This window comes from Streptomyces sp. NPDC044044, from assembly GCF_056434405.1.
The window spans coordinates 158,811-183,896 of the sequence record NZ_JBWKFG010000006.1 but is presented as its reverse complement, the minus strand read 5'-3'; the positions used below and the strand labels follow the sequence as shown (position 1 = coordinate 183,896).

Here is a 25,086-nt window from a genome sequence, read left to right as displayed (position 1 = left end):
TCAGCGGGCGTCGGGCCGTACGCACCTGCGACAATCACCGCATGACCACGCTCAAGGCGAAGCTTCAGGAAGACCTCACCGCCGCTATCAGGGGGCGCGACGAGCTGCGCTCCTCGACGCTCCGGCTGACCCTCACCGCCATCACGAAGGAGGAGGTCTCGGGCAAGACGGCCCGCGAGCTCTCCGACGACGAGGTGCAGAAGGTGATCGCCCGCGAGGCGAAGAAGCGCCGCGAGGCCGCGGAGGCCTTCGCCAACGGCGGGCGTGCCGAGCAGGCCGAGAAGGAGAAGGCGGAGGGCGAGATCCTCGCCGAGTACCTGCCGAAGCAGCTCTCCGAGGACGAGCTGAAGGCGATCGTCGCCCAGGCCGTCGAGGAGGCGAAGGCCGCCGGCGCCGAGGGGCCGCGTGCCATGGGCCAGGTCATGAAGATCGTGAACCCGAAGGTCGCTGGCCTGGCGGAGGGCGGCCGCGTCGCCGCCGTGGTCAAGCAGCTGCTCGCGGGCTGAGCACGCCCACCCGCCTAAGGGAAATGGATGAGGGCGCCCCCTGCTTCAGGGGGCGCCCTCATCCACGTATCGAGCACGTATCAAGCGGAGGATCCGGAACAGCTATCCGGAACAGCTATCCGGAAGACCTACCGGCCGCCGCTCACCGATCCCAGCCCCCGCCGATCCCGCCCCCATTGCCGTTCCCCCCGATGACGTCCGGCGGCAGCGAGATGTCCGGCCAGGGATCGCCGCCCCCGCCGTTGTTGCCTCCGCCATTGCCGCCACCGCCACCGCCGTGGCCGCCGCCGCCCGGCTTGTTGTCCTCGTGCGGCTTGTCCTTGTCCTTGTCCTTGTCGCCGTCCGGGATGTGGACGGTGTTGAAGCCCGGCGCGGGCTTGCCCGCGAGCGCGCCGCTCATCGCGTCCCGCCAGATCGGGCCGGGGACCTCACCACCGAAGACCTTGTCGTACGGGACTCCGCCGATGGTGATGTCGACCATCTGCCGCTTGTGCTGCGGGTCGCCGACCCAGACCGCGCCCGACATGTTCGGGGTGTAGCCCACGAACCAGGCGGCGTAGCGGTAATCGGTCGTACCCGTCTTGCCCGCGCTCGGCCGGGAGCCGAGGCCGGCCTGCTGGCCGGTTCCGTCCTCGACCACGCCCTTGAGGAGGGTGTTGATCGTGTCGGCCGTCTTGGGAGACATCGCGCGCGAGCACGTCGACTTCGGCACCGGCAGCGTCTTGCCGCCCGGAGCGGCGATCGACTCGATCGCGACGGGCGAGCAGTACTTGCCGCGCGAGGCGAACGTCGCGTACGCGCCCGCCATCGTCAGCGGCGACATCTCCTGGGTGCCGAGCGCGATCGACGGCGCCTGGTCCATCTTGCGGCCGTCCGCCCGCTCGACGCCCATCTCCTTGGCCATCTTCGTCACCGGGCAGATGCCGATGTCGCCGATCATCTCCACGTAGTAGGTGTTGACCGACTTCGCGGTCGCTTCCTTCATGCCGTACGGGCCGACCTCGGACTCGTTCTCATTGGTGAGCTTCGCGCCGCCCGAGTTCACCCACTTCTTGCCGTCGCACGCCGCGACGCTGTCTGGGTAGGGCATCTCGTACGGAGCGCCGTAGCTCTTCGTCGGCGGCATGCCGCCCTCCAGGGCGGCCGCCGCGACGATCGGCTTGAAGGTCGATCCCGGCTGGTAGCCCGCGCCGCCGCCCATGGAGTCGTCCACGGACAGGTTGATCGTGGTCTCGTCCTTCTTGAAGCCGTAGGGCCGCGACTGGCCCATGCCCAGGATCTTGCCGCTGCCCGGCTCGACGATGGTGGCCGCCGTGGCCACGTCGTCGGACTGGTTGACGTGATCCTTTATCGAGGCCTGCACGGACTGCTGTGCCTGCGGGTCGAGGGTGGTCTTGATCCGCAGACCGCCCTGGTTCCAGACCTTGGCCCGGTCTTCCTTGGTCTTGCCGAAGACGGGGTCGGAGAGGAAGACCTCGCGTACGTAGTCACAGAAGAACCCGGCGCCGCTGACCGCCGTGATGCAGCCGTTCTTGGGCCTGCTCACCTTCAGGCCGAGCGGCTTCTCCTTCGCCGCCTCGGCCTCCGCCTGCGTGATGTCGTGCGTCTCGGCCATCCGCTGCAGCACCGTGTTGCGGCGCTTGGTGGCTTCCTCGGTGTCGTTGACCGGGTCGTACCGGCTGGGCGACTGCACGATGCCGGCGAGCAGCGCGGCCTCCTGGACCTGGAGGCTCTTGGCGGGCTTGGAGAAGTAGCGCTGGGCCGCGGCCTCGACTCCGTATGCCTGCTGTCCGAAGTACGTGATGTTCAGGTAGTTGCTGAGGATGCGCTTCTTGCCCAGCTTGTCCTCGACCTGGATCGCGTACTTCAGCTCGCGGATCTTGCGCCCGAGGGTCTGCTGGGTGGCCTCGGCGACCTTCGTCGGGTCGTCGCCCGCCTCCTCGACGAAGACGTTCTTCACGTACTGCTGGGTGAGCGTGGACGCGCCCTGGGAGACGCCGCCGCTCTGCGCGTTCTGGTTCAGCGCGCGCAGGATGCCCTTCGCGTCGATCGCGCCGTGTTCGTAGAAGCGCGAGTCCTCGATCGCGACGATCGCCTTCTGCATGTACGGCGAGATCTCCTTGAGCGGCACCACGGTGCGGTCACGTGAGTAGACCGTGGCGATGGAGCCGCCCTTGTTGTCCAGGATCGTGGTGCGCTGACTCAGCGGCGGCTGCTTCAGGTTGGAGGGGATCTCGTCGAATCCCTCGACCGAGCCCTTCGCCGCGAGGCCGAGCGCGCCGGCCGCGGGCAGGGCGATACCTGCCAGCACGGCTCCAGCGAGCACGCTGACACCTAGGAACTTCGCGGCCTGCTGAGTTGGTGACAGACCACCGCCCGAGCGCTTCTTTCCCATGGGGGCAGCCTACGTTCTGATTCGCCGGACACGCCTCAATGCCTTGGCCTAAGCTGCTCTCAACTGTCACAGCAGTGCGGTTTGGCAACAACCCCTCCGTCGGTCCCGAATCCCGAATGGGGACTCCCTCTGCTCTTTTGGGGCTAGGGAAAGTGTGTCCGAATTCGCCTCATGCGGCATTCGATGCCCGTTGTGACTCAGCTGAAGTGCCCGCATTTGCCGGGTTAATCACGCATGTCGCCAGCTCACTCCGTCGGGTGATCTGCCGCTTACGCATAGTCCGTTCGGGCCATCCAAGATTGGGCCCGAAGGGGGTGTTGCGCTGTGCCCAACCTCCGTAACGTCCTCAACTGGCGGCGGTGAATATGCCGCTGCCGCCGTGGGGGAGCCTCGATTCGGGAGAGGACGGCGCCGGTATGGGCTGGGTAACCGACTGGAGTGCGCAGGCGGCCTGCCGCACTACCGATCCAGATGAACTGTTCGTTCAAGGAGCAGCGCAGAACAGGGCCAAGGCGGTGTGCACCGGATGCCCGGTGCGGACCGAGTGCCTGGCTGATGCGCTGGACAACCGCGTCGAGTTCGGCGTGTGGGGTGGCATGACTGAGCGGGAGCGCCGCGCATTGCTGCGCAGGCGTCCAACGGTCACCTCATGGCGCCGTCTGCTGGAGACGGCGCGCTCCGAGTACGAGCGTGGCGCGGGCCTGCTGCCCGTGGACTTGGAGGACGACGAGACGTACGAGAGCTACGCGGCAGTGGGTTAGCGCCCATCGGGTTTCAGTGCCCGTCGGGTCAGTGCCCGTCAGGTCAGCGCCCGCCGGGTTTCAGTGCCCGTCCGCCGCGTGGCGGTGGGGAGTGCCCTCATGGCAATGCCCTCATGGGAATGCCCTCAGGGGGAGGCCCCCACCGACCGCGTGGCAGTGTGTGCCGGTCCTTGCTGCTCAGGCAGCGCCGGTCCTGCTGCTCAGGCAGCTCCGGCCGGATCACCATCAGTACCGGCCGCGAGCCGGTCCCCGATGGTCCGAAGGCCTGCCAGGTCGTGCACATCGCCCGGCAGTGCCGTCACTTCGGCCACGGCAACCTCGGGGTGAAGCGCGGTGAAGCGGTCGCGCGTGCGCTGTTCGCGCGCGAGCAGCTGCATGCGCTCCGCGTGCAGTCGCAGCAGGCCTGCGGTCAGCTGTGCCACGGGCGGATGCGTGTCATGGAGTTCAGAAGGTCCTTCAGACGCTTCAGGTGCCTCAGACGCTTCAGGTGCTTCAGATACTTCGGAGGACTCCTCGGAAGGTGCTTCCGAGGATGCTTCAGAAGGTGCTTCAGAAGGTGCGGGAGTCCGGGAACTGCCAGGGGCCTCGGGGGAGTTGCCGGGAGCCTCGTGGGAGCTACGAAGTGCAACCTTCCCGTCCACCTGATCCACAATGCGGCTCTCTTCAAGATTTTCCGCGGCGGCAAGCGCCCGCTCGGCCGAGAGCTGAGCGGCGCCGCTGCTGTGCACCCGGTTCAGGACGAGACCGGCGAGCGGCATGTCGTCGGCGGCCAGGCGCTCCACGAAGTACGCCGCCTCGCGCAGCGCGTCCCGCTCCGGCGACGCCACCACGAGGAACGCCGTGCCCGGCGCCTGGAGCAGCCGGTACGTGGCGTCCGCGCGGGTGCGGAAGCCGCCGAACATGGTGTCCATCGCAGCCACGAACGTCTGGACGTCACGCAGCAGTTGACCGCCGAGCAGCTTGCCCAGGGCCCCCGTCATCATCGACATCCCGACGTTCAGGAACTTCATCCCGGCCCGGCCGCCCACCTTCGCCGGGGCCATGAGCACCCGGATCAGCTTCCCGTCCAGGAAGGAGCCGAGGCGCTTGGGCGCGTCGAGGAAGTCAAGGGCCGAGCGCGAGGGCGGCGTGTCGACGACGATCAGGTCCCACTCGTCGCGGGAGCGCAGCTGCCCCAGCTTCTCCATCGCCATGTACTCCTGCGTGCCCGCGAAGCCCGCCGAGAGCGACTGGTAGAAGGGGTTGCCGAGGATCGCGCTCGCCCGCTCCTTGTCCGCGTGCGCCTCGACGATCTCGTCGAAGGTGCGCTTCATGTCGAGCATCATGGCGTGCAGCTCGCCGTTGCCTTCGACCGCCTTGACCCGGCGCGGGACGTTGTCGAGCGAGTCGATCCCCATGGACTGGGCGAGCCGGCGCGCCGGGTCGATGGTCAGGACGACGACCTTGCGGCCCCGTTCGGCGGCGCGCAGGCCAAGGGCGGCCGCCGTGGTCGTCTTGCCGACGCCTCCGGAGCCGCAGCACACCACGATGCGGGTCTTCGGGTCGTCGATCAGGGCGTCCACGTCGAGCGTGCGGGCCGGGTCCAGGGGGCGGGTCGTGTCCGCGTCTCGTGCAGGGTCTCGTGCCGGGTCCGAGGTCATGCGATCCCTTGCTTCCGCAGTTCCGTGGCGAGTTCGTAGAGCCCTGCCAGGTCCATTCCCCCGGCCAGGAGCGGGAGTTCGTGCAGGGGGAGGCCGAGCTCGCCCAGGACGTCCCGCTGGGAGCGCTCGAGGGCGTACCGCTCGGCGTACTCGGAGGCCTGCTCCAGGAGCGGGTCGACCAGACGCGCGGCGACACCTCCGCGGCGGGCCCCGCCGAGTCCGGCGGCGGACAGGGACTTGGCGATGGCGGTGCGCGGGATCCCGCCGAGCCCGAGTTCGATGGCGGCCTCGTCCAGCAGCGCGGGCCGCACCATGTTCACCATGACGCGCCCCACGGGGAGCTTCGCGGCGCGCAGCTCGGCGATCCCGTCGGCGGTCTCCTGGACGGGCATCTCTTCCAGGAGCGTCACCAAGTGGACCGCCGTCTCGGGTGACTTGAGGACCCGCATCACGGCCTGCGCCTGATTGTGTATCGGGCCGATCTTGGCGAGCCCCGCCACCTCGTCGTTCACGTTCAGGAAGCGCGTGATGCGGCCGGTGGGCGGCGCGTCCATCACCACGCAGTCGTATGTGTACCGCCCGCTCTTCTCCTTGCGGCGTACGGCTTCGCAGGCCTTGCCGGTCAGCAGGACGTCCCGCAGGCCCGGCGCGACGGTGGTGGCGAAGTCGATGGCGCCGAGTTTCTTGAGCGCGCGTCCCGCGCCCCCCAGTTTGTAGAACATCTGGAGGTAGTCGAGCAACGCCAGTTCGGGATCGATGGCAAGGGCGTACACCTCCCCGCCCCCGGGAGCGACGGCGATCTTCCGCTCCTCATACGGCAGCGCTTCGGTCTCGAAGAGCTGCGCGATGCCTTGTCTGCCCTCGACCTCCACGAGGAGGGTGCGCTTGCCCTCCGTCGCGAGGGCGAGCGCGAGTGCGGCGGCCACCGTGGTCTTGCCGGTACCGCCCTTGCCGCTGACGACCTGGAGCCTGCTCACACTTCCGAGCCTAACCAGTCGGCGTCCGGGCTAAGCAGGAGGCCACCGTGAGCAGCGCCTCAGAACGGCTACAGTCGGCCATATGACCAAGTGGGAATACGCAACCGTGCCGCTGCTCGTCCATGCCACGAAGCAGATTCTGGACACCTGGGGCGAGGACGGCTGGGAGCTCGTCCAGGTCGTCCCCGGGCCGAACAACCCTGAGCAGCTCGTGGCCTACCTGAAGCGGGAGAAGCAGGCATGAGCGGGGCCGTCGAGGCGAAGCTCGCCGAGCTGGGCATGACCCTGCCGGAGGTCGTGCCGCCGATCGCCGCCTATCAGCCGGCGGTCCAGTCCGGTGTGTACGTCTACACCTCGGGCCAGCTCCCGATGGTGGAGGGCAAGCTTCCGGTGACCGGCAAGGTCGGCGCGGAGGTGACGCCCGAGGAGGCCAAGGAACTGGCCCGCACGTGCGCCCTGAACGCGCTCGCCGCGGTGAAGTCCATCGCCGGTGACCTGGACCGCATCAAGCGCGTCGTGAAGGTCGTCGGCTTCGTGGCCTCGGCCCCGGACTTCACGGGCCAGCCCGGCGTGATCAACGGCACCAGCGAGCTTCTCGGCGAGGTGCTCGGCGACAAGGGCGTGCACGCCCGCAGCGCCGTGGGCGTGGCGGTCCTGCCGCTCGACGCGCCTGTCGAGGTCGAGGTTCAGGTGGAGCTGACCGAGGCGTGATCGCCGCCTTGCCGACTGTCCTGCCGACTGCCCTGCCGACTGGCTTGTCGGCTGCCTTGCCGATTGCCTTGTCGACGGGCTCGTCGGCTGCCTTGTCGACTGGCTGTCGGCAGCCTTCTGGCACCCGATAGTTGCCTCTCGAACATCAGCCCACTAGGGGATAGCCTCCGCCCATGGCTAATGGGCAGTGGTACCCCCCGGAGTGGCCCGACCGCATCCGCGCGCTGAGCAGCGGCGAACTGATTCCCGCGACTCCGCGCCGGGCGGCCACGGTCATGCTCCTTCGGGACTCCGTGACGGGCCCCGCCGTACACATGCTGCGCAGACGCGCCTCCATGGCCTTCGCCGGAGGCGCGTACGCGTATCCGGGCGGTGGCGTGGACCCGCGCGACGACGACCACCTCGTGCGCTGGGCGGGCCCCTCACTCGCGACGTGGGCGGAGCGCCTCGGCGTGGACGAGCCGGGCGCGCAGGCGATCGTGTGCGCCGCCGTCCGCGAGACGTTCGAGGAAGCGGGCGTGCTGCTCGCGGGACCGACCCCGTCGAGCGTCGTCGGCGACACCACGGGCGACGACTGGGAGACGGACCGCGAGGCCCTGGTGGCCCGCGACTACTCCTTCGCCGAGTTCCTGGACCGCCGGGGCCTGGTCCTCCGTAGTGACCTCCTTGCCGCATGGGCGCGCTGGATCACTCCGGAGTTCGAGCCGAAGCGCTACGACACGTTCTTCTTCGTGGCGGCCCTCCCGGAGGGGCAGCGCACCCGCAACGCCTCCACGGAGGCCGACCGCACGGTGTGGATCGCCCCGCGGGAGGCCACGGCCGGGTACGACAAGGGCGACCTCCTGATGATGCCGCCGACCATCGCGACCCTGCGCCAACTGAGCCCCTACGGATCGGCGGCCGACGCCCTGGCCGGCGCCCCGGAGCGCGATCTGACGCCGGTCCTGGCCCAAGCGCGCCTGGAGGAGGACGAGTTGGTGCTGACCTGGCCGGGCCACGAGGAGTTCACGAAGCACATCCCTACGGGTGGCCGCCCCGCATGACCACGCACGCCTCCACGCTGCTCATTCCCTGGCCCATGCTCACGAACCGGACGGGAGTCACCCCCGCATGACCGAAGCCGCCGCCCTCCCCGGCCAGCCCCGGGGCGGGGTCCTCAGCGGTCCCGCCACCGCCCGCGCGGTCAACGTCCTCGCGCCCAACGCGTCGGCGATGACGCTGGACGGAACCAACACCTGGATCGTCTCCGAGCCCGGCTCAGGGCTCGCGGTCGTCATCGACCCGGGCCCCCTGGACGACGTACACCTCCAGCACGTCATCGCGACGGCGGAGAAGGCCGGGCAGCGGGTCGCGCTCACCCTCCTCACCCACGGCCACCCGGACCACGCGGAGGGCGCCGCGCGCTTCGCCGAGCTGACCGGCTCCAAGGTGCGGGCCCTCGACCCCGCGCTGCGCCTCGGCGACGAGGGCCTCGGCGCGGGTGACGTGATCACGACGGGCGGCCTGGAGCTGCGCGTGGTCCCGACGCCGGGCCACACCGCCGATTCCCTCTGCTTCCATCTCCCGGCCGATCAGGCGGTCCTGACGGGCGATACGGTCCTGGGCCGCGGTACGACGGTCGTGGCGCACCCTGACGGCCGCCTGGGGGACTATCTGGACTCCCTGCGGCGCCTGAGGTCCCTGACGGTCGACGACGGCGTGCACACGGTCCTGCCGGGCCACGGCCCGGTCCTGGAGGACGCCCAGGGCGCGGTCGAGTTCTACCTGGCGCACCGCGCGAACCGACTGGCCCAGGTCGAGACGGCCGTCGAGAACGGCCATGCGGCGCCTTCGGAGGTGGTCGCCCACGTGTACGCGGACGTGGACCGCTCCTTGTGGCCGGCAGCGGAACTGTCGGTACGGGCCCAACTGGACTACTTGCGCGAACACGGCTTGATCTAGCCCCGAACACCAAGCCCCGAACACCAAGCACCGAACACCAAGCACCGAACACCGAACCGCTGGCCCACAGCTCGAAGCGAGGGGCGGCTCACCCACGCGCCCCGCCCGCCCCCCCGGGCCACCGAGACGCCAACCCGCCCACGCACCGATCCCGCCCACCCACCGAGGCGCGCCCCCCCCCGGCTGAGGCGAGGCGGCAACCCACCCACCGAGGCGCGCCCCCGCCCGGCCGGGGCGAGGCGGCAACCCACCCGGCCGAGGCGCGCCCCCGCCCGGCCGGGGCGACCGGCAACCCACCCACCCCACACCGCGGGGCAATCGGGTGGGTGGGCGGGAAAGCCTGTGCGGAAGCACGGATGGGCCCCGCCTCAAAACGAGACGGGACCCATCCGCGTACGAAACAGCGTCAGCGAAACGGCGTCAGCGTGACCGCTTCGCCAGCCGCTCCACGTCCAGCAAAATCACCGCGCGAGCCTCAAGCCGAAGCCACCCGCGCCCGGCGAAGTCCGCCAGTGCCTTGTTGACCGTCTCGCGGGAGGCGCCGACCAGCTGGGCCAGCTCTTCCTGCGTGAGGTCGTGCACGACGTGGATGCCCTCTTCGGACTGCACGCCGAAGCGGCGCGACAGGTCCAGAAGGGCGCGGGCCACACGCCCGGGCACGTCGGAGAAGACCAGATCGGACATCTGGTCGTTGGTCTTGCGCAGGCGCCGGGCGACGGCACGCAGCAGAGCCGCGGCCACCTCGGGCCGTGCGTTCAGCCAGGGCTGAAGGTCGCCGTGGCCGAGGCCGAGCAGCTTGACCTCGGTGAGCGCGGAGGCGGTTGCCGTACGCGGGCCCGGGTCGAACAGCGAGAGCTCACCGATGAGCTCGCCGGGACCGAGCACCGCGAGCATGTTCTCGCGGCCGTCGGGTGAGGTGCGGTGAAGCTTCACCTTGCCCTCGGTGACCACATACAGGCGGTCTCCGGGGTCACCTTCATGGAAAAGCGCATCCCCGCGCGCGAGCGTCACCTCACTCATGGAGGCGCGGAGCTCCGCGGCCTGTTCGTCATCGAGCGCCGCGAAGAGCGGGGCGCGCCGCAGAACGTCGTCCACGAGTTCTCTCCTTGTCGACCTGCATCAGGGGACCGTGGTCCCCATTTTGCCGGACCGTCCAAACAGTGTGATCAGTCACAAGTCTGCCGCACTGGCGTCGCATGCTGTGCGGGAGGGGGCCAATTGGGGGCCGATCCATAGGGTCCAGGGCGGATGTCAGTGTCGGGCTCTAGGCTGGCCGGGTGTCCAAAAAGCCGGTGAGAGCACAGGCCATGGGGCCTGGGAAGGTTACAGGCCGCCCGGATTCCGCTGTGGGCGAACACGCTTCCACTGAACCAGAGAATGCGACAAAAGGGACAAGGGTGCCACCGGTGAGCAAGCCTTCGGAGAAGAATCAAGCCACCGCGGGCGCGGCGAAACCCACCCCGGTCAAGAAGGCCACCACAGCGAAGAAAACCGCAGCAAAGAAGACAGCTCCGGCCAAGAAGGTCACAGCCGCGACTAAGAAGGTCACAGCCGGGACCAAGAAGGCCGCCCCGGCGAAGCAGGCCGCCCCAGCCAAGAAGGCCACCACCCCGGTCAAGGCCAAGCCCACGGCCAAGGCCAAGCCAACGGCCAAGTCCACGGCCAAGCCCACCGCCAAGGCCAAGCCCGAGTCCCACGCCTCCCTCGTCCGGCGGGCCCGCCGCATCAACCGCGAGCTCGCGGAGGTGTACTCGTACGCCCACCCCGAGCTGGACTTCGAGAACCCCTTCGAGCTGCTCGTCGCCACGGTCCTCTCCGCGCAGACCACCGACCTGCGGGTGAACCAGACGACCCCGCGCCTCTTCGCCGCGTACCCGACCCCGGAGGACCTGGCCGCCGCCAACCCCGAAGAGGTTGAGGAGTTGATCCGGCCGACGGGGTTCTTCCGGGCGAAGACGAAGTCGATCATGGGGCTGGCGGCAGCCCTGCGGGACAACCACGGCGGTGAGGTCCCCGGCCGCATAGAAGACCTGGTCAAGCTGCCCGGCGTAGGACGCAAGACCGCGTTCGTCGTGCTCGGGAACGCCTTCGGTGTCCCCGGAATCACCGTGGACACCCACTTCGGGCGGCTCGTCCGGCGCTGGAAGTGGACCGAGGAGACCGACCCGGTGAAGGTCGAGGCCGCCATCGCCGACCTCTTCCCGAAGAGCGAGTGGACGATGCTCTCGCACCGCGTGATCTTCCACGGCCGCCGGATCTGCCACTCCCGCAAGCCCGCCTGCGGCGCCTGCCCGATCGCCGGCCTCTGCCCGTCGTACGGAGAGGGAGAGACCGACCCGGAGAAGGCGAAGAAGCTCCTGAAGTACGAGATGGGCGGCCTGCCGGGCCAGCGCCTCAAGCCCCCGCCGGACTATCCGGGAAAGGCGGCGCCCCCGCTGGGCGCGGCATGAGCGAGGAACCAACCGAGGGTCCACAGGCGTTGTCCACAGTTGGACGGGGGTGCCGATGACGCACGCGAGCGACACGAGCGAGACAACCGACACGAGCGATACGCACATGAGCGATGGGAACGGCTTCCAAGGAACCGGCCGGGCACCCGGCCAGGGCCCCGGCCGAGCAGGCAGCCCCGGCGGGCACGCACCTGGCAGCCACAGCGGCCACGCACCAGGCAGCCCCAGCGGACACGCGCCCGGCAGCCCCGGCGGCCACCTGACGGGCAGCCCCAACGGGCACGCGCGCCTCAGCACCGAGGACCTCCCCGCCTGGCTGGACCCCGTGGCCCGCGCCGCCGAGACCGTCCGGCCGACCCAGCTCAGCCGCTTCCTGCCCCCGGAGAGCGGCGCCGGGCGCCAGTCCGCCGTGCTGATCCTCTTCGGAGAGGGTGACCGCGGCCCCGAGCTGCTCCTGATGGAGCGTTCGGGGAGTCTGCGCTCGCACGCGGGCCAGCCCTCCTTCCCCGGCGGCTCCCTCGACCCCGAGGACGGCGACCCGCTGACGGACGGTCCGCTGCGCGCCGCCCTGCGCGAGGCCGAGGAGGAGACCGGGCTCGACCCCCGGGGCGTCCAGCTCTTCGGCGTGCTGCCCAAGCTCTTCATCCCGGTGAGCGACTTCGTGGTGACCCCGGTGCTCGGCTGGTGGCGCTCGCCCACCCCCGTCGGCGTCGTCGATCCCGCCGAGACCGCCCGCGTTTTCACCGTCCCCGTGTCTGATCTCACGGATCCCGACAACCGCGCGACGACGGTCCATCCGAGCGGCCACCAAGGCCCGGCCTTCCTCGTCGAATCCGCTCTGGTCTGGGGTTTTACGGCCGGAGTGATCGACAGAATCCTGCACTTCGCAGGCTGGGAGCGCCCCTGGGACCGCACCAAGCAGGTGCCGCTCGACTGGCGCGCATGACAAGGTTGCGGGGACGTGGCGACCGCGATGCGAGGCGAGGATTGAATCGGTGAACGTGCTGGACATCCTGTTGGTGGTCGCCGCCGTGTGGTTCGCGGTCGTCGGCTACCGCCAGGGATTCGTCGTCGGCATCCTGTCGGTGATCGGTTTCCTGGGCGGCGGACTCGTCGCGGTGTACCTGCTGCCCGTCATCTGGGGCGCCCTGACGGACGACGAGGGAGCGGTGAGCACGACGGCCGCCGTCGTCGCCGTGGTCATCGTGATCGTGTGTGCCTCCATCGGCCAGGCCTTCACCACGCACTTGGGCAACAAGCTGCGCAGATACATCACTTGGCAGCCCGCCCGCGCCCTGGACGCCACGGGCGGCGCGCTGGTCAACGTACTGGCGATGCTGCTCGTCGCCTGGCTGATCGGCTCCGCCCTCGCGGGCACGACGCTGCCGACGGTCGGCAAGGAAGTACGCAACTCCAAGATCCTGCTCGGCGTCTCGCGCACGCTGCCCAACCAGGCCGACACGTGGTTCGCGGACTTCTCGTCGGTCCTCGCGCGCAACGGCTTCCCGCAGGTCTTCAGCCCGTTCTCGAACGAGCCCATCACCGAGGTGCAGGCCCCCGACCCCAGGCTCGCCAAGAGCGAGGTCGCCACGAAGGCCAAGCGCTCCATCGTGAAGGTGCAGGGCGAGGCCCGCGGCTGCGGCAAGGTCCTTGAAGGCACCGGCTTCGTCTTCGACGACCGCCGCGTGATGACGAACGCGCACGTGGTCGGCGGCGTGGACGAGCCGACGGTCCAGATAGGCGGAGACGGCCGGACGTACGACGCCAAGGTCGTGCTCTACGACTGGGAGCGCGACATCGCCGTCCTGGACGTGCCGACCCTCCAGGCGCCCGCGCTGAAGTTCACGTCGAAGGACGCGGTCAGCGGTGACAACGCGATCGTCGCCGGCTTCCCGGAGAACGGTCCGTACGACGTCCGCCCCGCGCGCGTGCGCGGTCGCATCACGGCCAACGGCCCGGACATCTATCACCGCGGCACCGTGCGCCGCGATGTGTACTCGCTCTACGCGACCGTCCGTCAGGGCAACTCCGGCGGCCCGCTGCTCACGCCCGACGGCAAGGTCTACGGCGTGGTCTTCGCGAAGTCACTGGACGACCCGGACACCGGCTACGCACTCACCGCCGACGAGGTCCGCAAGGACATCGAGGCAGGCCGCAGTGCCAACCAGGAGGTCGACAGCCAGGGCTGCGCGCTGTAGCCGGGCGCGGTCGGGGGAGCAGGCGGATCAGTCGCGCGTATGCCTCAGCCGCGCCGAGACCCAGCGGGCCCTGCGGCGCAGGATGCGGGGAATGCCGATGCCTTGAGGGGGGCCTTCATGGCCCGGATCGTGCGGAGCGCCCCTCTCACGGCTGTTCAGCGCTGTGGCCGAGCGGCGGTTGCGTGCTGCGTCACTGTAGTCGTGCGTCCAGCCCATACCCCGACGTGTGCCCGTGCCCCAAGGTCGGTAATCGCGCCCACGGGCCCCAATTGGCCTATGCGGGAGGCAATTGGCCGTTCGAAGAACAAGCGTTCGCATGACCCTGGTCCGGAGACCGTGCGGGGCGCCGTGCGGCCTACCGGTCCGGCTCGGGATCCTTCAGCCAGTTCACCAGCTCGGTGGAGAAAGCGACAGGGTCCTCCTCCTGCGGGAAGTGCCCGAGACCGTCGAACAGCCGCCACCGGTAAGGCGCTTCGACGTACTCGCCCGAGCCCGCCGCGCTGCGCGTACGCATCACCGGGTCCAGGGAGCCGTGCAGATGCAGCGTGGGAACCCGCACAGGGCGCTTCATGCGCCGGTTGAACTGGATGCCGTCCGGGCGGGCCATCGACCGCACCATCCAGCGGTAGGGCTCGATCGAGCAGTGCGCCGTCGACGGGATCGTCATGGCACGGCGGTACGTCTCCACCGACTCGTCGTCCGGGAGCCGCGGCCCCGACCAGTCCCGCACCAGACGCCCCACCAGAGCCGCGTCGTCCGCGACGAGTTGACGCTCCGGCAGCCACGGCCGCTGGAATCCCCACACGTACGAACCCGCGGCGGTCTGCTTGCGGTCCGACAGCATCGCCGAGCGCCAGCGCCGCGGATGCGGCATCGAGGAGACGGCGAGGCGGCGCACCAGCTTGGGGCGCATCACGGCCGCCGTCCACGCGAGGTACCCGCCGAGGTCGTGCCCGACGAGCGCGGCGTCCGGCTCGCCGAGCGACCTGACGACGCCCGTGATGTCGAGCGCGAGGTTCGCCGGGTCGTAACCCCGCGGTGTGCGGTCGCTGCCCCCCACGCCCCGCAGGTCCATCGCGACCGCACGGAAGCCCGCGTCGGCCAGCGCCACCATCTGATGCCGCCAGGTCCACCAGAACTGCGGGAAACCGTGCAGGAGCAGCACCAGCGGCCCGTCGCCCATCTCGGCGATGTGGAAGCGGGCGCCGTTGGCGGCGACGTCCCGGTGGGTCCACGGTCCTTCGATGCGTACGAGTGACGTCGGTTGGGCCGGATGGGGGGCGGGCGTGGCAGGGTCCGTCATGAAGACGAGCGTGCCACAGCCGCAGCCTTGTCACTGACACGGTCGAGGGTGGCACCCGTGGAAGCCGCGGGGGTCATCGAACGCGGGTGCGGCTTCACGTTCTGCAGTACGGCAGCCGTCTGCTTGGCCGAAGCGGCGGCCTTCTGCGGCCCCTTGCCCTTCTTGGCCTTCTTCGCGAAGATCACGCCGATCAGCGCGAGCACCCCGGCGACCAGCACGTTCGCCGCGAAGGAGAGCACGAAGCAGATCGCCATGTTCCAGCCGCTCCAGGTGCGGATGCCGTACGCCAGGGCGAAGCTCAGCATCGGCAGCGAGAAGAGCAGCACCGCCCCCGCGGCGGCGAACGCGCCACCGCCGACCGCACCCCGCTTGACGTCCTGCCGCATCTGGGCCTTGGCCAGCGCGATCTCGTCGTGCACCAGCGCGGACATCTCGCTGGTCGCCGTGGAGACCAGCTGGCCGAGGCTGCGTTCGGTGCCGACGGGCCCGTCGGGTGTGCTCATCGCTTCTCCCCTTCTCGTTAAGTCTGCGTACGTCTGCGCAAGCGTGCTCACATACGTCTGTTCAGATACGACCGCCCAGCTCAGTCTGCGCAGTCAAGTCTGCTCAGATCATGCCGGACCGTCGTCATCGGCGCGTGCCCCGGCCGACACTTCGGCAAGCCTGCGATGTTCGGCCGCCTTCTTCTCATAGATCGCGGCCATCCGCAGGTGATACTCCGGCTTGTCCTGTTCGTACACATCGGGGATGCCGTCGAGGTCGTCGTCGCGCTCCTCCTCGTCGTACAGCGCGCGGTAGCGGGCGTTGCGCACCTTGAGCAGGATCCCGGAGAGCACGGCCGCGATGAGGGACCCCATCAGGACGGCTGCCTTGATCTCGTCGGTGAGCAGCGGATCCTCGGTGAAGGCGAGTTCGCCGATCAGGAGCGAGACGGTGAAGCCGATGCCGGCCAGCGAGGCGACCGCGAACACGTCGGGCCAGGCGAGCTCGTCGTTGAGCTCGGCCTTGGTGAATCGCGCCGCGAGCCAGGTGCCGCCGAAGATGCCGACCGCCTTGCCGAGAACGAGACCGAGCACCACGCCGAGCGTCTCCGGCTTGCTGAATACGTCCCCCAGCGCGCCGCCCGACACCATGACACCGGCGCTGAACAGCGCGAACAGCGGCACCGCGAGACCGGCGGAGAGGGGCCGCACCAGGTGCTCGATGTGCTCGCCGGGCGAGTGCTCCTCGTCCTCGCGGCGGCTGCAGCGCAGCATCAGGCCCATCGCGACACCGGCGATCGTGGCGTGGATGCCGCTGTTGTACATCAGCCCCCAGATGACCAGGGCCAGCGGAACGTAGACGTACCAGCCGCGTACGCCCTTGCGGAGCAGCAGCCAGAAGACGGCGAGGCCCAGGACCGCGCCGCCGAGGGCCGCGAAGTTGAGGTCGCTGGTGAAGAAGACCGCGATGATCAGGATCGCGAAGAGGTCGTCGACGACGGCGAGGGTGAGCAGGAAGGCGCGCAGCGCGGACGGCAGCGAGGTCCCGATGACCGCGAGGACGGCGAGCGCGAAGGCGATGTCCGTGGCGGTCGGCACCGCCCAGCCGTCCATGGAGCCGCCGCCGACGGTGTTGACCAGGACGTACACGAGAGCGGGTACGGCCATGCCGCAGAGGGCGGCGACGACGGGCAGGGCGGCGGCCTTCGGGTCGCGCAGGTCGCCCGCGACGAGCTCACGCTTGAGTTCGATGCCGGCGACGAAGAAGAAGACGGCGAGCAGGCCGTCTGCCGCCCAGTGCTGGATGGAGAGGTCGAGGCCGAGCGCACCGGGTCCGATGTGGAAGCCGCGCACTGATTCGTACGACCCGCCGGCGGTGTTCGCCCAGATCAGCGCGGTGACGGCGGCGATGAGGAGCAGGACTCCGCCGACGGTCTCGGTGCGCAGCGCGTTCGCGACGAAGTTCCGCTCGGGCAGCGAGAGCCGTCCGAGAACCTTGCGGTTGTTGCTGGGTGCGGGCGCGGCCACGGGGGTCGACCTCCGGTCGGTAGGCAGGACAAAACACTTGCCGACCAGACTTCCCGGCGCACCTGGGTACTTCTTCCCGCGTCGCTCTTGTCGCGACGTTGTCGCGATGTTGACGCGGTCCTTAGCGTACCTAACATGCGACCGGACCTATCCGGCGATCGTCACTTTATGCGCAAGAGGGGCACCCGGCGCGGTGCCGGATGCCCCTCTCAGGCTCGGTCCTGACTAGTCCTCGCTGGGTGCTGCGGGCAGCTTGGTCTGGATCAGGTCCATCACGGAGGAGTCCGTGAGCGTGGTGACGTCACCCAGCTCGCGGTTCTCGGCGACGTCCCGGAGCAGGCGGCGCATGATCTTCCCGGAGCGGGTCTTGGGCAGTTCGGCGACGGGCAGGATCCGCTTCGGCTTGGCGATCGGGCCGAGCGTGGTGCCGACGTGGTTGCGCAGATCGGCCACGAGGCCTTCGTCGTCGGCGTTCGCCGTGCCGCGCAGGATGACGAAGGCGACGATGGCCTGTCCGGTGGTCTCGTCCGCCGCGCCCACGACTGCCGCCTCGGCGACCGAGGGGTGCGAGACGAGCGCGGACTCGACCTCGGTGGTGGAGATGTTGTGCCCGGACACGAGCATCACGTCGTCCACCCGGCCGAGCAGCCAGATGTCGCCGTCGTCGTCCTTCTTGGCACCGTCACCGGCGAAGTACTTGCCCTCGAAGCGCGACCAGTACGTGTCGAGGAAGCGCTGGTCGTCGCCCCAGATGGTGCGCAGCATGGAGGGCCACGGCTCGGTCAGGACGAGGTAGCCGCCCCCGCCGTCCGGCACTTCGCGGGCCTCGTCGTCGACGACGGTGGCGGAGATGCCCGGCAGGGCGCGCTGGGCGCTGCCCGGCTTGGTCTCGGTCACGCCCGGCAGCGGCGCGATCATCATGGCGCCGGTCTCGGTCTGCCACCAGGTGTCCACGATGGGGCACGTGTCGGCGCCGATGTTCTTGCGGTACCACATCCAGGCCTCGGGGTTGATCGGCTCACCGACAGAGCCGAGGACCCGCAGGCTGGAGAGGTCGAACTTCGCGGGGATGTCGTCGCCCCACTTCATGAACGTACGAATGGCCGTCGGCGCCGTGTAGAGGATGGTCACGCCGTACTTCTGCACGATCTCCCAGAAGCGCCCCTGGTGCGGGGTGTCGGGCGTGCCCTCGTACATGACCTGCGTCGCGCCGTTGGCCAGCGGGCCGTACGTGATGTACGAGTGCCCGGTGACCCAGCCGATGTCGGCCGTGCACCAGTAGACGTCGGTCTCCGGCTTGAGGTCGAAGACCGCGTGGTGGGTGTACGCGGCCTGCGTGAGATAGCCGCCGGAGGTGTGGAGGATGCCCTTCGGCTTACCCGTCGTACCCGACGTGTAGAGGATGAAGAGCGGGTTCTCGGCGTCGAAGGCCTCCGGGCTGTGCTCGGCGGACTGGCGCTCGGTGAGCTCGTGCCACCACACGTCACGGCCCTCGGTCCACGCCACGTCCTGGCCGGTACGGCGTACGACGAGAACGTGCTCGACGGAGCTTCCCTCGCGCGAGACGGCGTCGTCGACGGCGGGCTTGAGCGCGGCGGGCTTGCCCCGGCGGTAGCCGCCGTCGGAGGTGATGACGACCTTGGCGTCGGCGTCCGCCACGCGCTTGGCGATGGCGTCGGCGGAGAACCCGCCGAAGACCACGGAGTGCGCGGCGCCGATGCGGGCACAGGCCAGCATCGAGATGACGGCCTCGGGGATCATCGGCAGATAGACGGCGACGCGGTCGCCCTGCTGAACTCCCAGCTCGGTCAGCGCGTTGGCGGCCCGGCTGACCTCGTCCTTCAGCTCGGCATAGGTGATGGCACGGCTGTCGCCGGGCTCACCCTCGAAGTGGATCGCCACGCGGTCGCCGTTGCCGGCCTCCACGTGACGGTCCACGCAGTTGTACGCGACGTTGAGCTTCCCGTCGGCGAACCACTTGGCGAACGGCGGGTTCGACCAGTCGAGCGTCTCGGTCGGTTCGGTGGCCCAGGTCAGCCGGCGGGCCTGCTCGGCCCAGAAGCCGAGCCGGTCGGCCTTGGCCTGTTCATACGCCTCCGCGGTGACATTGGCGTTGGCCGCCAGGTCGGCCGGCGGCGCGAACCTTCGCTCTTCTTTCAGCATGTTGGCGATGGACGGACGCTCGTTCACTGGTGGGCTCCCAACAACATGCAGACAATTCCGGCTCGTGGTTTAGACCAATGTGACAACCGCTTGGATTCTTCTGCGGTTGAGAGTGCAGGTCAACCCCTTCCGATCCTGGCACTTGGGGAGGCTTGGGGTACAGGGGGGTCATTGCGAGCGTTGTACGTGTTGCCGTGCCCGACCTGCACGCCCCTGGGGCGGGGCGGTTCCCCAGGGGCGCGTGGTTCTGCAGCGTTCAGAGCGGCGGTGGGGCCAGCTTGGCGGGCGGTGCGAACGGAGACCACGGAAGCCCCGTCGCATCGTGCACGCGACGGGGCGGTGAGCCGTTCAGCAGTGAGTGGAGACGGCCTGTTCGTGGGGCGCGGTGGCGAACTAGGTGCGGGTCAGCCGTTCACGGCATAGTCGCCGAACGCGGGGTTGAGGGCCCCAATGACGTTGGCTGAGTTGCCGGACATATTGGTGGGTACGTTGACCGGGGCCTGCGCCGTGTTGCCGCTGCCGACGCCGGGCGAGTCGAATCCCGCGCCCATGGCGTCGGCGCCGGGGCCGTCGTCCGCGGTGGCGGTGCTGGCGCCGCCGATGACGGTGGCGGCAGCGAGGGCGGCGGTGGCGAGGATCGTGCGAATCCGCATGGGGTACCTCCCGGTGGGGGAACGGGCCTGTCGGGTGCCAGGTATCGCCGGTCCGGCATGCAGATAAAACGATCATGGGCCGTTTGCGGGAGCTGGGCCGTCCGTGCGTGTGACCTCGGCCGCGTCGCTTCCAACAGGTCTTCTCGGCCGAAGCCGGTGGCCGCAAGCCGCTGAGGAGTGCCCCATGCTTCCCCTCCATCCAGCGAGCGGAAATGCCTCGACCGGGTCCGGTGCGCGCCCGCGCCGGACCCGGCGAGAATCATGTCGGCCCGCTGTCCGACGGCCTGCAGGACGACGTCAGAGAAGGTGTCGCCCGTGCTCATCAAGACGGCGAGCTCGGCGAGGAGCCTGCCGAGAATGATTTAGACCTTGACTCGGGTGGGGGGCTCCTCGCGCGGTGATCCTTCGTGCGGTGACGGTGTCACCTGGTCGAATACGTCGTCCTGACTCTCGGTCAGGAGATAGGCCTGCGCCTCGCCGACATGGAAGTACATGCCATGCAGTTCGAGTGAGCCCTCGGCCATCCGCCGCGCCACGGACTCGTGCCCGCGCAGGTGCTCCAGCTGCTGGACCACGTTCGTCAGGCAGAGCTGCTCGACCGCGTCGGCGGGCGCCCGTCCGGCGAGCCGCGCCCATCCCTCCTTCTTGTGCGCGGCCATCCGCTCCAGGCTCGGCGTCCCGTGCCGCAGCCACCGCTTCAGCGGCGTCTGGGCGCCCCCGGGCGGGGTGTTGAGCAGGGCCTGCATCGCCCCGCACCCGGAGTGCCCGCACACGGTGATGGACCGCACCTGCAGTACGTCCACCGCGTACTCGATCGCGGCGGCCACCGAGTCGTCACCGCTCTCGGCGCCCGGCAGCGGGACCAGATTGCCGACATTGCGTACGACGAAGAGGTCGCCGGGGCCGCTCGACGTGATCATCGAGGTGACGAGCCGGGAGTCGGCGCAGGTCAGGAAGAGCTGCGAGGGCTGTTGCCCCTCACGCGCGAGCCGGGCGAGCTCGCCCCGCACATGGGGCGCCGTGTTGCGCTGGAACGCGCTGATGCCGCTTGCCAGTTGATACCCGCTGGGCCGCTCCTCGCCCTGCGGGGTCTCCTGGGGGCGGTCGCAGTGGTGGTTGCGCCAGGCCGTCCAGGGCCTGCAGCACGAGTGTGATGCGCTCGCGGGCTCGGCGATCCGCGTCCCCGCGCGTCCGGTCACCTCGACGGTGCCGCCCTGCGCGGTGTGCGCGTCCTGCCAGCACTGCAGCGCTTCGTACGCCGCGTGATCCATGAAAGATCCGTCCAACTCGACGATGATGGCGGCCCCTTGGGGGGCGAGGTGCAGCGCTCTGCTGAGGCGCGGCACGGCGAGGAAGGTCAACTGCCCGCGCACGCGGACGTGGTGGACCCCGTCCTCCTCGATGTGCGTGATCCGGGTGCGGGCGAGGCGGTGCAGTGCGACGGCCACGGCGACGGCGACACCGATGGCCACCCCTTCGAGCACGCCGAGGAGGACGACGCCGAGCGTCGTCGTGGTGTACACGAGGATCTCGCGGTGGCGGGTGATGGTGCGGATGTGGTTCAGGCTCACCATCTGGATGCCGACCGCCATCACGAGGGCGGCGAGCGCGGCGAGCGGGATCAGCTCCAGCAGGGGGACCATCAGCAGGGCGGCTACTACTACCCAAACGCCGTGCAGCATCGTGGAGTTCCGGCTGACGGCACCGGCCCGCACGTTGGCCACGCTGCGCACCGCGACCCCGGCGACGGGGAGCCCGCCGAGCACCCCGGAGACGGCGTTGGCGGCGCCCTGGCCGAGCAGTTCGCGGTTGAGGTCGGAGCGGCCGCCGCCCAAGAGCACATCGCGCCGCCCGGAGACGAGCTTGTCCACGGCGACGGCACCGAGCAGTGACTGCACGCTGCAGACGAGCGTGGTCGTGAGGACGGCGGCGACGAGCCCGAGCACGGGCCCTTCGGGCAGGCCCGCCAGTGCGTGACTGCTCCATGAGGGCAGGTCGACCTTGGCCACGCTCAGCCCGGCGAGCACGGCGACAGCCGTCGCGGCGGCCACGGAGACGAGCGGTGCGGGCACGATGCGGAGGGCTTTACCCATACGGCCGGGGATCCGTGGCCAGAGCAGCAGCACCGCCAGGGTCAGCGCGCTGATCGACAGTGCGGACGGCTGCGCGTCGGCCAACTGGGCGGGCAGCGCGCGGAGGTTGTCGAGCACGGAGCTCTGCGGGGTGCCGCCGAGCACGATGTGCAGCTGGGCGACGGCGATGGTGACGCCGATGCCGGCCAGCATGCCGTGCACGACGGCGGGGCTGACGGCGAGCGCCGAGCGGGCCACGCGCAGGCAGCCGAGCCCGAGTTGGGCGATTCCGGCGAGGACGGTGATGGCGCAGGTGGTCCGCCAGCCGTACTGGTGGATGAGGTCGGCGGTGACGACCGTGAGCCCTGCGGCGGGGCCGCTGACCTGCAGCGGCGATCCGCCGAGCCATCCGGCGACGAGGCCGCCGACGGCGGCGGCGACGAGGCCCGCCTGGAGCGGCGCCCCGGTGGCGAGCGCGATGCCGAGGGACAGCGGCAGGGCGATCAAGAAGACGGCGATCGACGCGGAGACGTCGGCGCCCGCGATGCGGAACTTACGGAACTTGCGGAACTTGCCGGGCGGCGGCGCGTGGGGCTCGTGGTCGCGTGAGGCGTGGGCCGAGTCGGTGGCATGGGTGGGGACGCAGGCAGACATGGTTTCCCGTCTCCTCCGGGGCAGCGCGGTCGCGGGACAAGGGGTCCTCCGGCGGTCTCCGGAGGACGGGTCGCGGCCGTGGGTCACGGCGTTGCAGCGGCGGGATATCTCAACTCTCGGTAAATGAATCGTAATGGAGAGTAAAGGTCTCGGATAGACAAGCGGGGCAAATGGGGCACTAGATCACCCCGAAGGGTGAATAAAGCTATTCGTCGGCTTGTCGGAACTTCTTACTCATGCCCCCGTGCGACGTTGGCGGCGCTGGCGGGCATTTCCGGGCAATTGCGCCGTAATACCCCCGGTATCCGGACTCGAAGCCGACTTGAAGGAAGTAGGTGGGCGGAAGATGGCCGCCACCCAGAGGATCCAGCGGATCGCCGCGGGCATCACCGCCCTCGTGGCATCCGTCGCAGTGCTGGCCGGTTGCTCGAACGGCGACACCGGCGCCAAGGAGGGCGCGCACGGCGCCAAGAAGGCGTCCCCCGCCCCGGCCCCCAAGAGCGCGGTCCGCATGATCGGTGACGGTTCCACCGCCTTCACCGGCCGGCAGCCGCACCTGCCCAAGCCCGAGCGACTGAGACCTGGCCAAAAGCCGCCCCAGTTCGTGGTCTTCTCCTGGGACGGTGCCGGCGAGGACAGCCAGAAGCTCTTCTCGCACTTCCGCAAGGTGGCCAAGCGGAACAACGCCACGATGACGTACTTCCTCAGCGGCGTGTACATGCTCCCCGAGGCCAAACGGAAGCTCTACGACCCGCCGCAGCACCTGGCAGGCAGCTCGGACATCGGCTTCAACGACCGCAAGGGAATCAAGGACACCGTGGAGCAGCTCCGCGGCGCCTGGCTCGAGGGCAACGAGGTCGGCACCCACTTCAACGGCCACTTCTGCGGCGCCGGCCGCGGCGTGGGCGAGTGGTCGGTCGCCGACTGGAAGAGCGAGATCAACCAGGCCAAGTCCTTCGTGAAGGCCTGGAAGACGAACACGGGCATGAAGAAGGCGCAGCCACTGCCCTTCGACTACGACAAGGAACTCATCGGCGCCCGCACGCCCTGCCTCGAAGGCCAGAGGAACTTCATGCGGGCGGCCCGCGAACTGGGCTTCCGCTATGACACCAGTGGCGTCAACAACCAGGTCTGGCCCAAGAAGAAGGAAGGCCTCTGGGACCTGTCGATGCAGCTGGTCCCGGTCCCCGGCCGCAAGTTCGAGACGCTCACCATGGACTACAACTTCATGGTGAACCAGTCGGGCACGACGTCACAGGGCGACCCCGGCAAGCACGAGTACTGGGGCGACCAGATGCGCGACGGCCTGCTCCAGGGCTTCGACCGCGCCTACAAGGGCAACCGCGCACCGCTGATCATCGGCAACCACTTCGAGTCCTGGAACGGCGGCACGTACATGCGCGCCATCGAGGAGACGATCGAGTCGGTCTGCACCAAGCGGGACGTGCGGTGCGTCTCGTTCAGGCAACTCGCCGACTGGCTCGACGCCCAGGACCCGCAGACCGTGGAGCGCCTGACCAAGCTCCCGCTCGGCAAGGCCCCGAAGGAGGGCTGGGCGTCCTACCTCTCCGCCCAGCCCGCACCGGCCCCGAAGGGCGTCCCGGGCGCTCCGGCGGTCAAGCCGTAGCGACGGTCCGCTCGCCCAGTACGAAGTCGGGGTCGACCTGGGCAGCCAGGTCGGCACCCGTCCGTTCGTTGCCCCAACTCTGCGCGTTCTTCAGGTGGAAGTGGACCATCTGGCGGGTGTAGCGGTCCCAGTCCCTGCGCTCGTACGCGGTGTCGACGGCGTCCTGAAGTGCTTGCAGGGAACGGCGGTTGTCGTCCTCCAGGAGCTCGAACCGGGGCGGGCGGCCCTTCTCCATGGCGCGCACCCAGTCCGAGTGCCCGACCGTCACCAGGAGGTCGTCGCCCACCTGCTCGCGCAGGAAGTCGATGTCGTCCTGGCCCTGCACCTTGTTGCCGATGACCTTGAGGTCGATGCCGAAGTCCCGTGCGTATTCCTTGTACTGGCGATAGACGGAGACCCCCTTCCGGGTCGGCTCGGCCACCAGGAACGTCATGTCGAAGCGGGTGAACATGCCGGACGCGAAGGAGTCCGAACCGGCGGTCATGTCGACGACCGCGTACTCGTCGCGACCGTCGACCAGGTGGTTCAGGAGCAGCTCCACCGCCCCCGTCTTGGAGTGGTAGCAGGCGACACCGAGGTCGGCTTCGGTGAACGGCCCTGTGACCATCAAACGCACGGCTGCGTCGTCGAGTTCCACCGGCCGCGCGCACGCGTCGTACACGGGGTTGTCCTCGCGCACCCGCAGGATCCGCGAACCCTCCCCGGGCGGCGTCGTCTTGATCATCGTGTCGGCGGAGGAGATCCGCGGATTGGATCCCCGCAGGTAGTCCTTGATGAGGGGCAGGCGCGCGCCCATGGCGGGCAGCTCGGCGGCGACCGCCTCGTCGAGGCCGAGTGCGGGGCCCAGGTGCTGGTTGATGTCGGCGTCCACCGCGAGGACCGGTGCTCCGGTGGCGGCGAGGTGTCGGATGAAGAGCGAGGACAGCGTGGTCTTGCCGCTGCCGCCCTTCCCTACGAAAGCGATCTTCATGTTCACCAAGGGTAGTCGCACGATCACCTGGCGTATCGATACGGCGTGAAGAAGGC

The 25,086-nt window shown here is 69.4% G+C and carries 22 protein-coding genes; 10 read left to right on the top strand and 12 right to left on the bottom strand.

The features are described 5' to 3' along the window. Nucleotides 1-41: 41 nt before the first annotated feature. On the top strand, nucleotides 42-506 hold the full coding sequence (locus AC07AG_RS23320) for a GatB/YqeY domain-containing protein (RefSeq protein WP_478757316.1): 465 nt from the start codon (nucleotides 42-44) through the stop codon (nucleotides 504-506). A gap of 142 nt (nucleotides 507-648) precedes the next feature. On the opposite strand, the gene AC07AG_RS23315 is transcribed toward AC07AG_RS23320, so the two are convergent. Next, a complete protein-coding gene (locus AC07AG_RS23315) occupies nucleotides 649-2,901 on the bottom strand; it encodes a transglycosylase domain-containing protein (protein ID WP_478757314.1) in 2,253 nt (750 codons plus the stop codon). Between the two features lie 416 nt (nucleotides 2,902-3,317). Here AC07AG_RS23315 and AC07AG_RS23310 point away from each other — a divergent pair, with 416 nt between their 5' ends. Next, a complete protein-coding gene (locus AC07AG_RS23310; RefSeq protein WP_167828965.1) occupies nucleotides 3,318-3,662 on the top strand; it encodes a WhiB family transcriptional regulator in 345 nt (114 codons plus the stop codon). 200 nt (nucleotides 3,663-3,862) lie between these two features. Here AC07AG_RS23310 and bagB read toward each other — a convergent pair whose 3' ends face one another. Continuing rightward, nucleotides 3,863-5,302 carry an ATPase BagB gene (gene bagB, locus AC07AG_RS23305; protein ID WP_478757312.1) on the bottom strand — a complete coding sequence of 480 codons (1,440 nt, stop codon included), beginning with the start codon at nucleotides 5,300-5,302 and terminating at the stop codon, nucleotides 3,863-3,865. Continuing rightward, the gene (gene bagA, locus AC07AG_RS23300) at nucleotides 5,299-6,279 is read right to left on the bottom strand and encodes an ATPase BagA (protein ID WP_478757310.1); all 981 of its coding nucleotides are present in this window, start codon (nucleotides 6,277-6,279) and stop codon (nucleotides 5,299-5,301) included. Before bagA ends, bagB begins: the two co-directional genes overlap by 4 nt. A gap of 82 nt (nucleotides 6,280-6,361) precedes the next feature. Between bagA and AC07AG_RS23295 the strand changes: the two genes are divergently transcribed. From AC07AG_RS23295 to AC07AG_RS23280, 4 genes are all read left to right on the top strand, one after another. Then, entirely contained in the window at nucleotides 6,362-6,523 is a 162-nt protein-coding gene (locus AC07AG_RS23295; protein WP_003975360.1) for a Sp36 family protein, read from the top strand. Next, entirely contained in the window at nucleotides 6,520-6,990 is a 471-nt protein-coding gene (locus AC07AG_RS23290) for a RidA family protein (protein ID WP_478757308.1), read from the top strand. Before AC07AG_RS23295 ends, AC07AG_RS23290 begins: the two co-directional genes overlap by 4 nt. Before the next feature lie 173 nt (nucleotides 6,991-7,163). Further along, entirely contained in the window at nucleotides 7,164-8,033 is an 870-nt protein-coding gene (locus AC07AG_RS23285; protein ID WP_478757306.1) for an NUDIX hydrolase, read from the top strand. Between the two features lie 67 nt (nucleotides 8,034-8,100). Next, complete coding sequence (locus tag AC07AG_RS23280; RefSeq protein ID WP_478757304.1) at nucleotides 8,101-8,931, top strand: MBL fold metallo-hydrolase; 831 nt, start codon at nucleotides 8,101-8,103, stop codon at nucleotides 8,929-8,931. Nucleotides 8,932-9,351: 420 nt separating this feature from the next. On the opposite strand, the gene AC07AG_RS23275 is transcribed toward AC07AG_RS23280, so the two are convergent. Further along, nucleotides 9,352-10,026, bottom strand: a complete 675-nt coding sequence (locus AC07AG_RS23275) for a Crp/Fnr family transcriptional regulator (protein ID WP_016642758.1) — start codon at nucleotides 10,024-10,026, stop codon at nucleotides 9,352-9,354. Between the two features lie 212 nt (nucleotides 10,027-10,238). Between AC07AG_RS23275 and nth the strand changes: the two genes are divergently transcribed. From nth to AC07AG_RS23260, 3 genes are all read left to right on the top strand, one after another. Then, entirely contained in the window at nucleotides 10,239-11,381 is a 1,143-nt protein-coding gene (nth, locus tag AC07AG_RS23270) for an endonuclease III (RefSeq protein ID WP_478757302.1), read from the top strand. Between the two features lie 259 nt (nucleotides 11,382-11,640). Then, the gene (locus tag AC07AG_RS23265; RefSeq protein WP_478757913.1) at nucleotides 11,641-12,327 is read left to right on the top strand and encodes an NUDIX hydrolase; all 687 of its coding nucleotides are present in this window, start codon (nucleotides 11,641-11,643) and stop codon (nucleotides 12,325-12,327) included. A gap of 49 nt (nucleotides 12,328-12,376) precedes the next feature. Continuing rightward, nucleotides 12,377-13,579: a MarP family serine protease gene (locus AC07AG_RS23260; RefSeq protein ID WP_478757300.1), complete on the top strand. Its 1,203-nt coding sequence runs from the start codon at nucleotides 12,377-12,379 to the stop codon at nucleotides 13,577-13,579. A 27-nt stretch (nucleotides 13,580-13,606) separates the two neighbouring features. On the opposite strand, the gene AC07AG_RS23255 is transcribed toward AC07AG_RS23260, so the two are convergent. From AC07AG_RS23255 to AC07AG_RS23225, 7 genes are all read right to left on the bottom strand, one after another. Then, nucleotides 13,607-13,795, bottom strand: coding sequence for a hypothetical protein (locus tag AC07AG_RS23255; RefSeq protein ID WP_478757298.1), 189 nt, complete (start codon nucleotides 13,793-13,795; stop codon nucleotides 13,607-13,609). A 139-nt stretch (nucleotides 13,796-13,934) separates the two neighbouring features. Beyond that, the gene (locus AC07AG_RS23250; RefSeq protein ID WP_361053190.1) at nucleotides 13,935-14,882 is read right to left on the bottom strand and encodes an alpha/beta fold hydrolase; all 948 of its coding nucleotides are present in this window, start codon (nucleotides 14,880-14,882) and stop codon (nucleotides 13,935-13,937) included. Further along, nucleotides 14,879-15,385, bottom strand: a complete 507-nt coding sequence (locus tag AC07AG_RS23245; RefSeq protein ID WP_478757296.1) for a phage holin family protein — start codon at nucleotides 15,383-15,385, stop codon at nucleotides 14,879-14,881. The genes AC07AG_RS23250 and AC07AG_RS23245 overlap by 4 nt, the downstream gene beginning before the upstream one ends. A gap of 108 nt (nucleotides 15,386-15,493) precedes the next feature. Further along, nucleotides 15,494-16,891: a Na+/H+ antiporter NhaA gene (nhaA, locus tag AC07AG_RS23240; protein ID WP_478757294.1), complete on the bottom strand. Its 1,398-nt coding sequence runs from the start codon at nucleotides 16,889-16,891 to the stop codon at nucleotides 15,494-15,496. Between the two features lie 225 nt (nucleotides 16,892-17,116). Continuing rightward, nucleotides 17,117-19,054: an acetate--CoA ligase gene (gene acs / locus AC07AG_RS23235; RefSeq protein ID WP_478757912.1), complete on the bottom strand. Its 1,938-nt coding sequence runs from the start codon at nucleotides 19,052-19,054 to the stop codon at nucleotides 17,117-17,119. A gap of 404 nt (nucleotides 19,055-19,458) precedes the next feature. After that, nucleotides 19,459-19,707 carry a chaplin gene (locus tag AC07AG_RS23230; protein ID WP_478757292.1) on the bottom strand — a complete coding sequence of 83 codons (249 nt, stop codon included), beginning with the start codon at nucleotides 19,705-19,707 and terminating at the stop codon, nucleotides 19,459-19,461. Between the two features lie 362 nt (nucleotides 19,708-20,069). Next, the gene (locus AC07AG_RS23225) at nucleotides 20,070-22,433 is read right to left on the bottom strand and encodes a bifunctional SulP family inorganic anion transporter/carbonic anhydrase (RefSeq protein ID WP_478757291.1); all 2,364 of its coding nucleotides are present in this window, start codon (nucleotides 22,431-22,433) and stop codon (nucleotides 20,070-20,072) included. Nucleotides 22,434-22,779: 346 nt separating this feature from the next. Here AC07AG_RS23225 and AC07AG_RS23220 point away from each other — a divergent pair, with 346 nt between their 5' ends. Next, nucleotides 22,780-24,060 (top strand): polysaccharide deacetylase family protein, encoded by a 1,281-nt coding sequence (locus tag AC07AG_RS23220; protein ID WP_478757289.1) that lies wholly within the window; start codon nucleotides 22,780-22,782, stop codon nucleotides 24,058-24,060. Here the strand turns inward: AC07AG_RS23220 and AC07AG_RS23215 are convergent. After that, on the bottom strand, nucleotides 24,050-25,030 hold the full coding sequence (locus AC07AG_RS23215) for an ATP-binding protein (RefSeq protein ID WP_478757287.1): 981 nt from the start codon (nucleotides 25,028-25,030) through the stop codon (nucleotides 24,050-24,052). The genes AC07AG_RS23220 and AC07AG_RS23215 overlap by 11 nt on opposite strands. Nucleotides 25,031-25,086 lie beyond the last annotated feature (56 nt).

Coding starts and splice junctions, on each gene's coding strand:
- AC07AG_RS23215 (WP_478757287.1), bottom strand. CDS start 25,030: ATGAAGATCGCTTTCGTAGGGAAGGGCGGCAGCGGCAAGACCACGCTG.
- AC07AG_RS23310 (WP_167828965.1), top strand. CDS start 3,318: ATGGGCTGGGTAACCGACTGGAGTGCGCAGGCGGCCTGCCGCACTACC.
- AC07AG_RS23320 (WP_478757316.1), top strand. CDS start 42: ATGACCACGCTCAAGGCGAAGCTTCAGGAAGACCTCACCGCCGCTATC.
- AC07AG_RS23315 (WP_478757314.1), bottom strand. CDS start 2,901: ATGGGAAAGAAGCGCTCGGGCGGTGGTCTGTCACCAACTCAGCAGGCC.
- AC07AG_RS23225 (WP_478757291.1), bottom strand. CDS start 22,433: ATGTCTGCCTGCGTCCCCACCCATGCCACCGACTCGGCCCACGCCTCA.
- AC07AG_RS23290 (WP_478757308.1), top strand. CDS start 6,520: ATGAGCGGGGCCGTCGAGGCGAAGCTCGCCGAGCTGGGCATGACCCTG.
- AC07AG_RS23285 (WP_478757306.1), top strand. CDS start 7,164: ATGGCTAATGGGCAGTGGTACCCCCCGGAGTGGCCCGACCGCATCCGC.
- bagB (WP_478757312.1), bottom strand. CDS start 5,302: ATGACCTCGGACCCGGCACGAGACCCTGCACGAGACGCGGACACGACC.
- AC07AG_RS23230 (WP_478757292.1), bottom strand. CDS start 19,707: ATGCGGATTCGCACGATCCTCGCCACCGCCGCCCTCGCTGCCGCCACC.
- AC07AG_RS23245 (WP_478757296.1), bottom strand. CDS start 15,385: ATGAGCACACCCGACGGGCCCGTCGGCACCGAACGCAGCCTCGGCCAG.
- AC07AG_RS23255 (WP_478757298.1), bottom strand. CDS start 13,795: ATGGGCTGGACGCACGACTACAGTGACGCAGCACGCAACCGCCGCTCG.
- AC07AG_RS23280 (WP_478757304.1), top strand. CDS start 8,101: ATGACCGAAGCCGCCGCCCTCCCCGGCCAGCCCCGGGGCGGGGTCCTC.
- acs (WP_478757912.1), bottom strand. CDS start 19,054: ATGCTGAAAGAAGAGCGAAGGTTCGCGCCGCCGGCCGACCTGGCGGCC.
- AC07AG_RS23295 (WP_003975360.1), top strand. CDS start 6,362: ATGACCAAGTGGGAATACGCAACCGTGCCGCTGCTCGTCCATGCCACG.
- AC07AG_RS23220 (WP_478757289.1), top strand. CDS start 22,780: ATGGCCGCCACCCAGAGGATCCAGCGGATCGCCGCGGGCATCACCGCC.
- AC07AG_RS23250 (WP_361053190.1), bottom strand. CDS start 14,882: ATGACGGACCCTGCCACGCCCGCCCCCCATCCGGCCCAACCGACGTCA.
- nth (WP_478757302.1), top strand. CDS start 10,239: ATGGGGCCTGGGAAGGTTACAGGCCGCCCGGATTCCGCTGTGGGCGAA.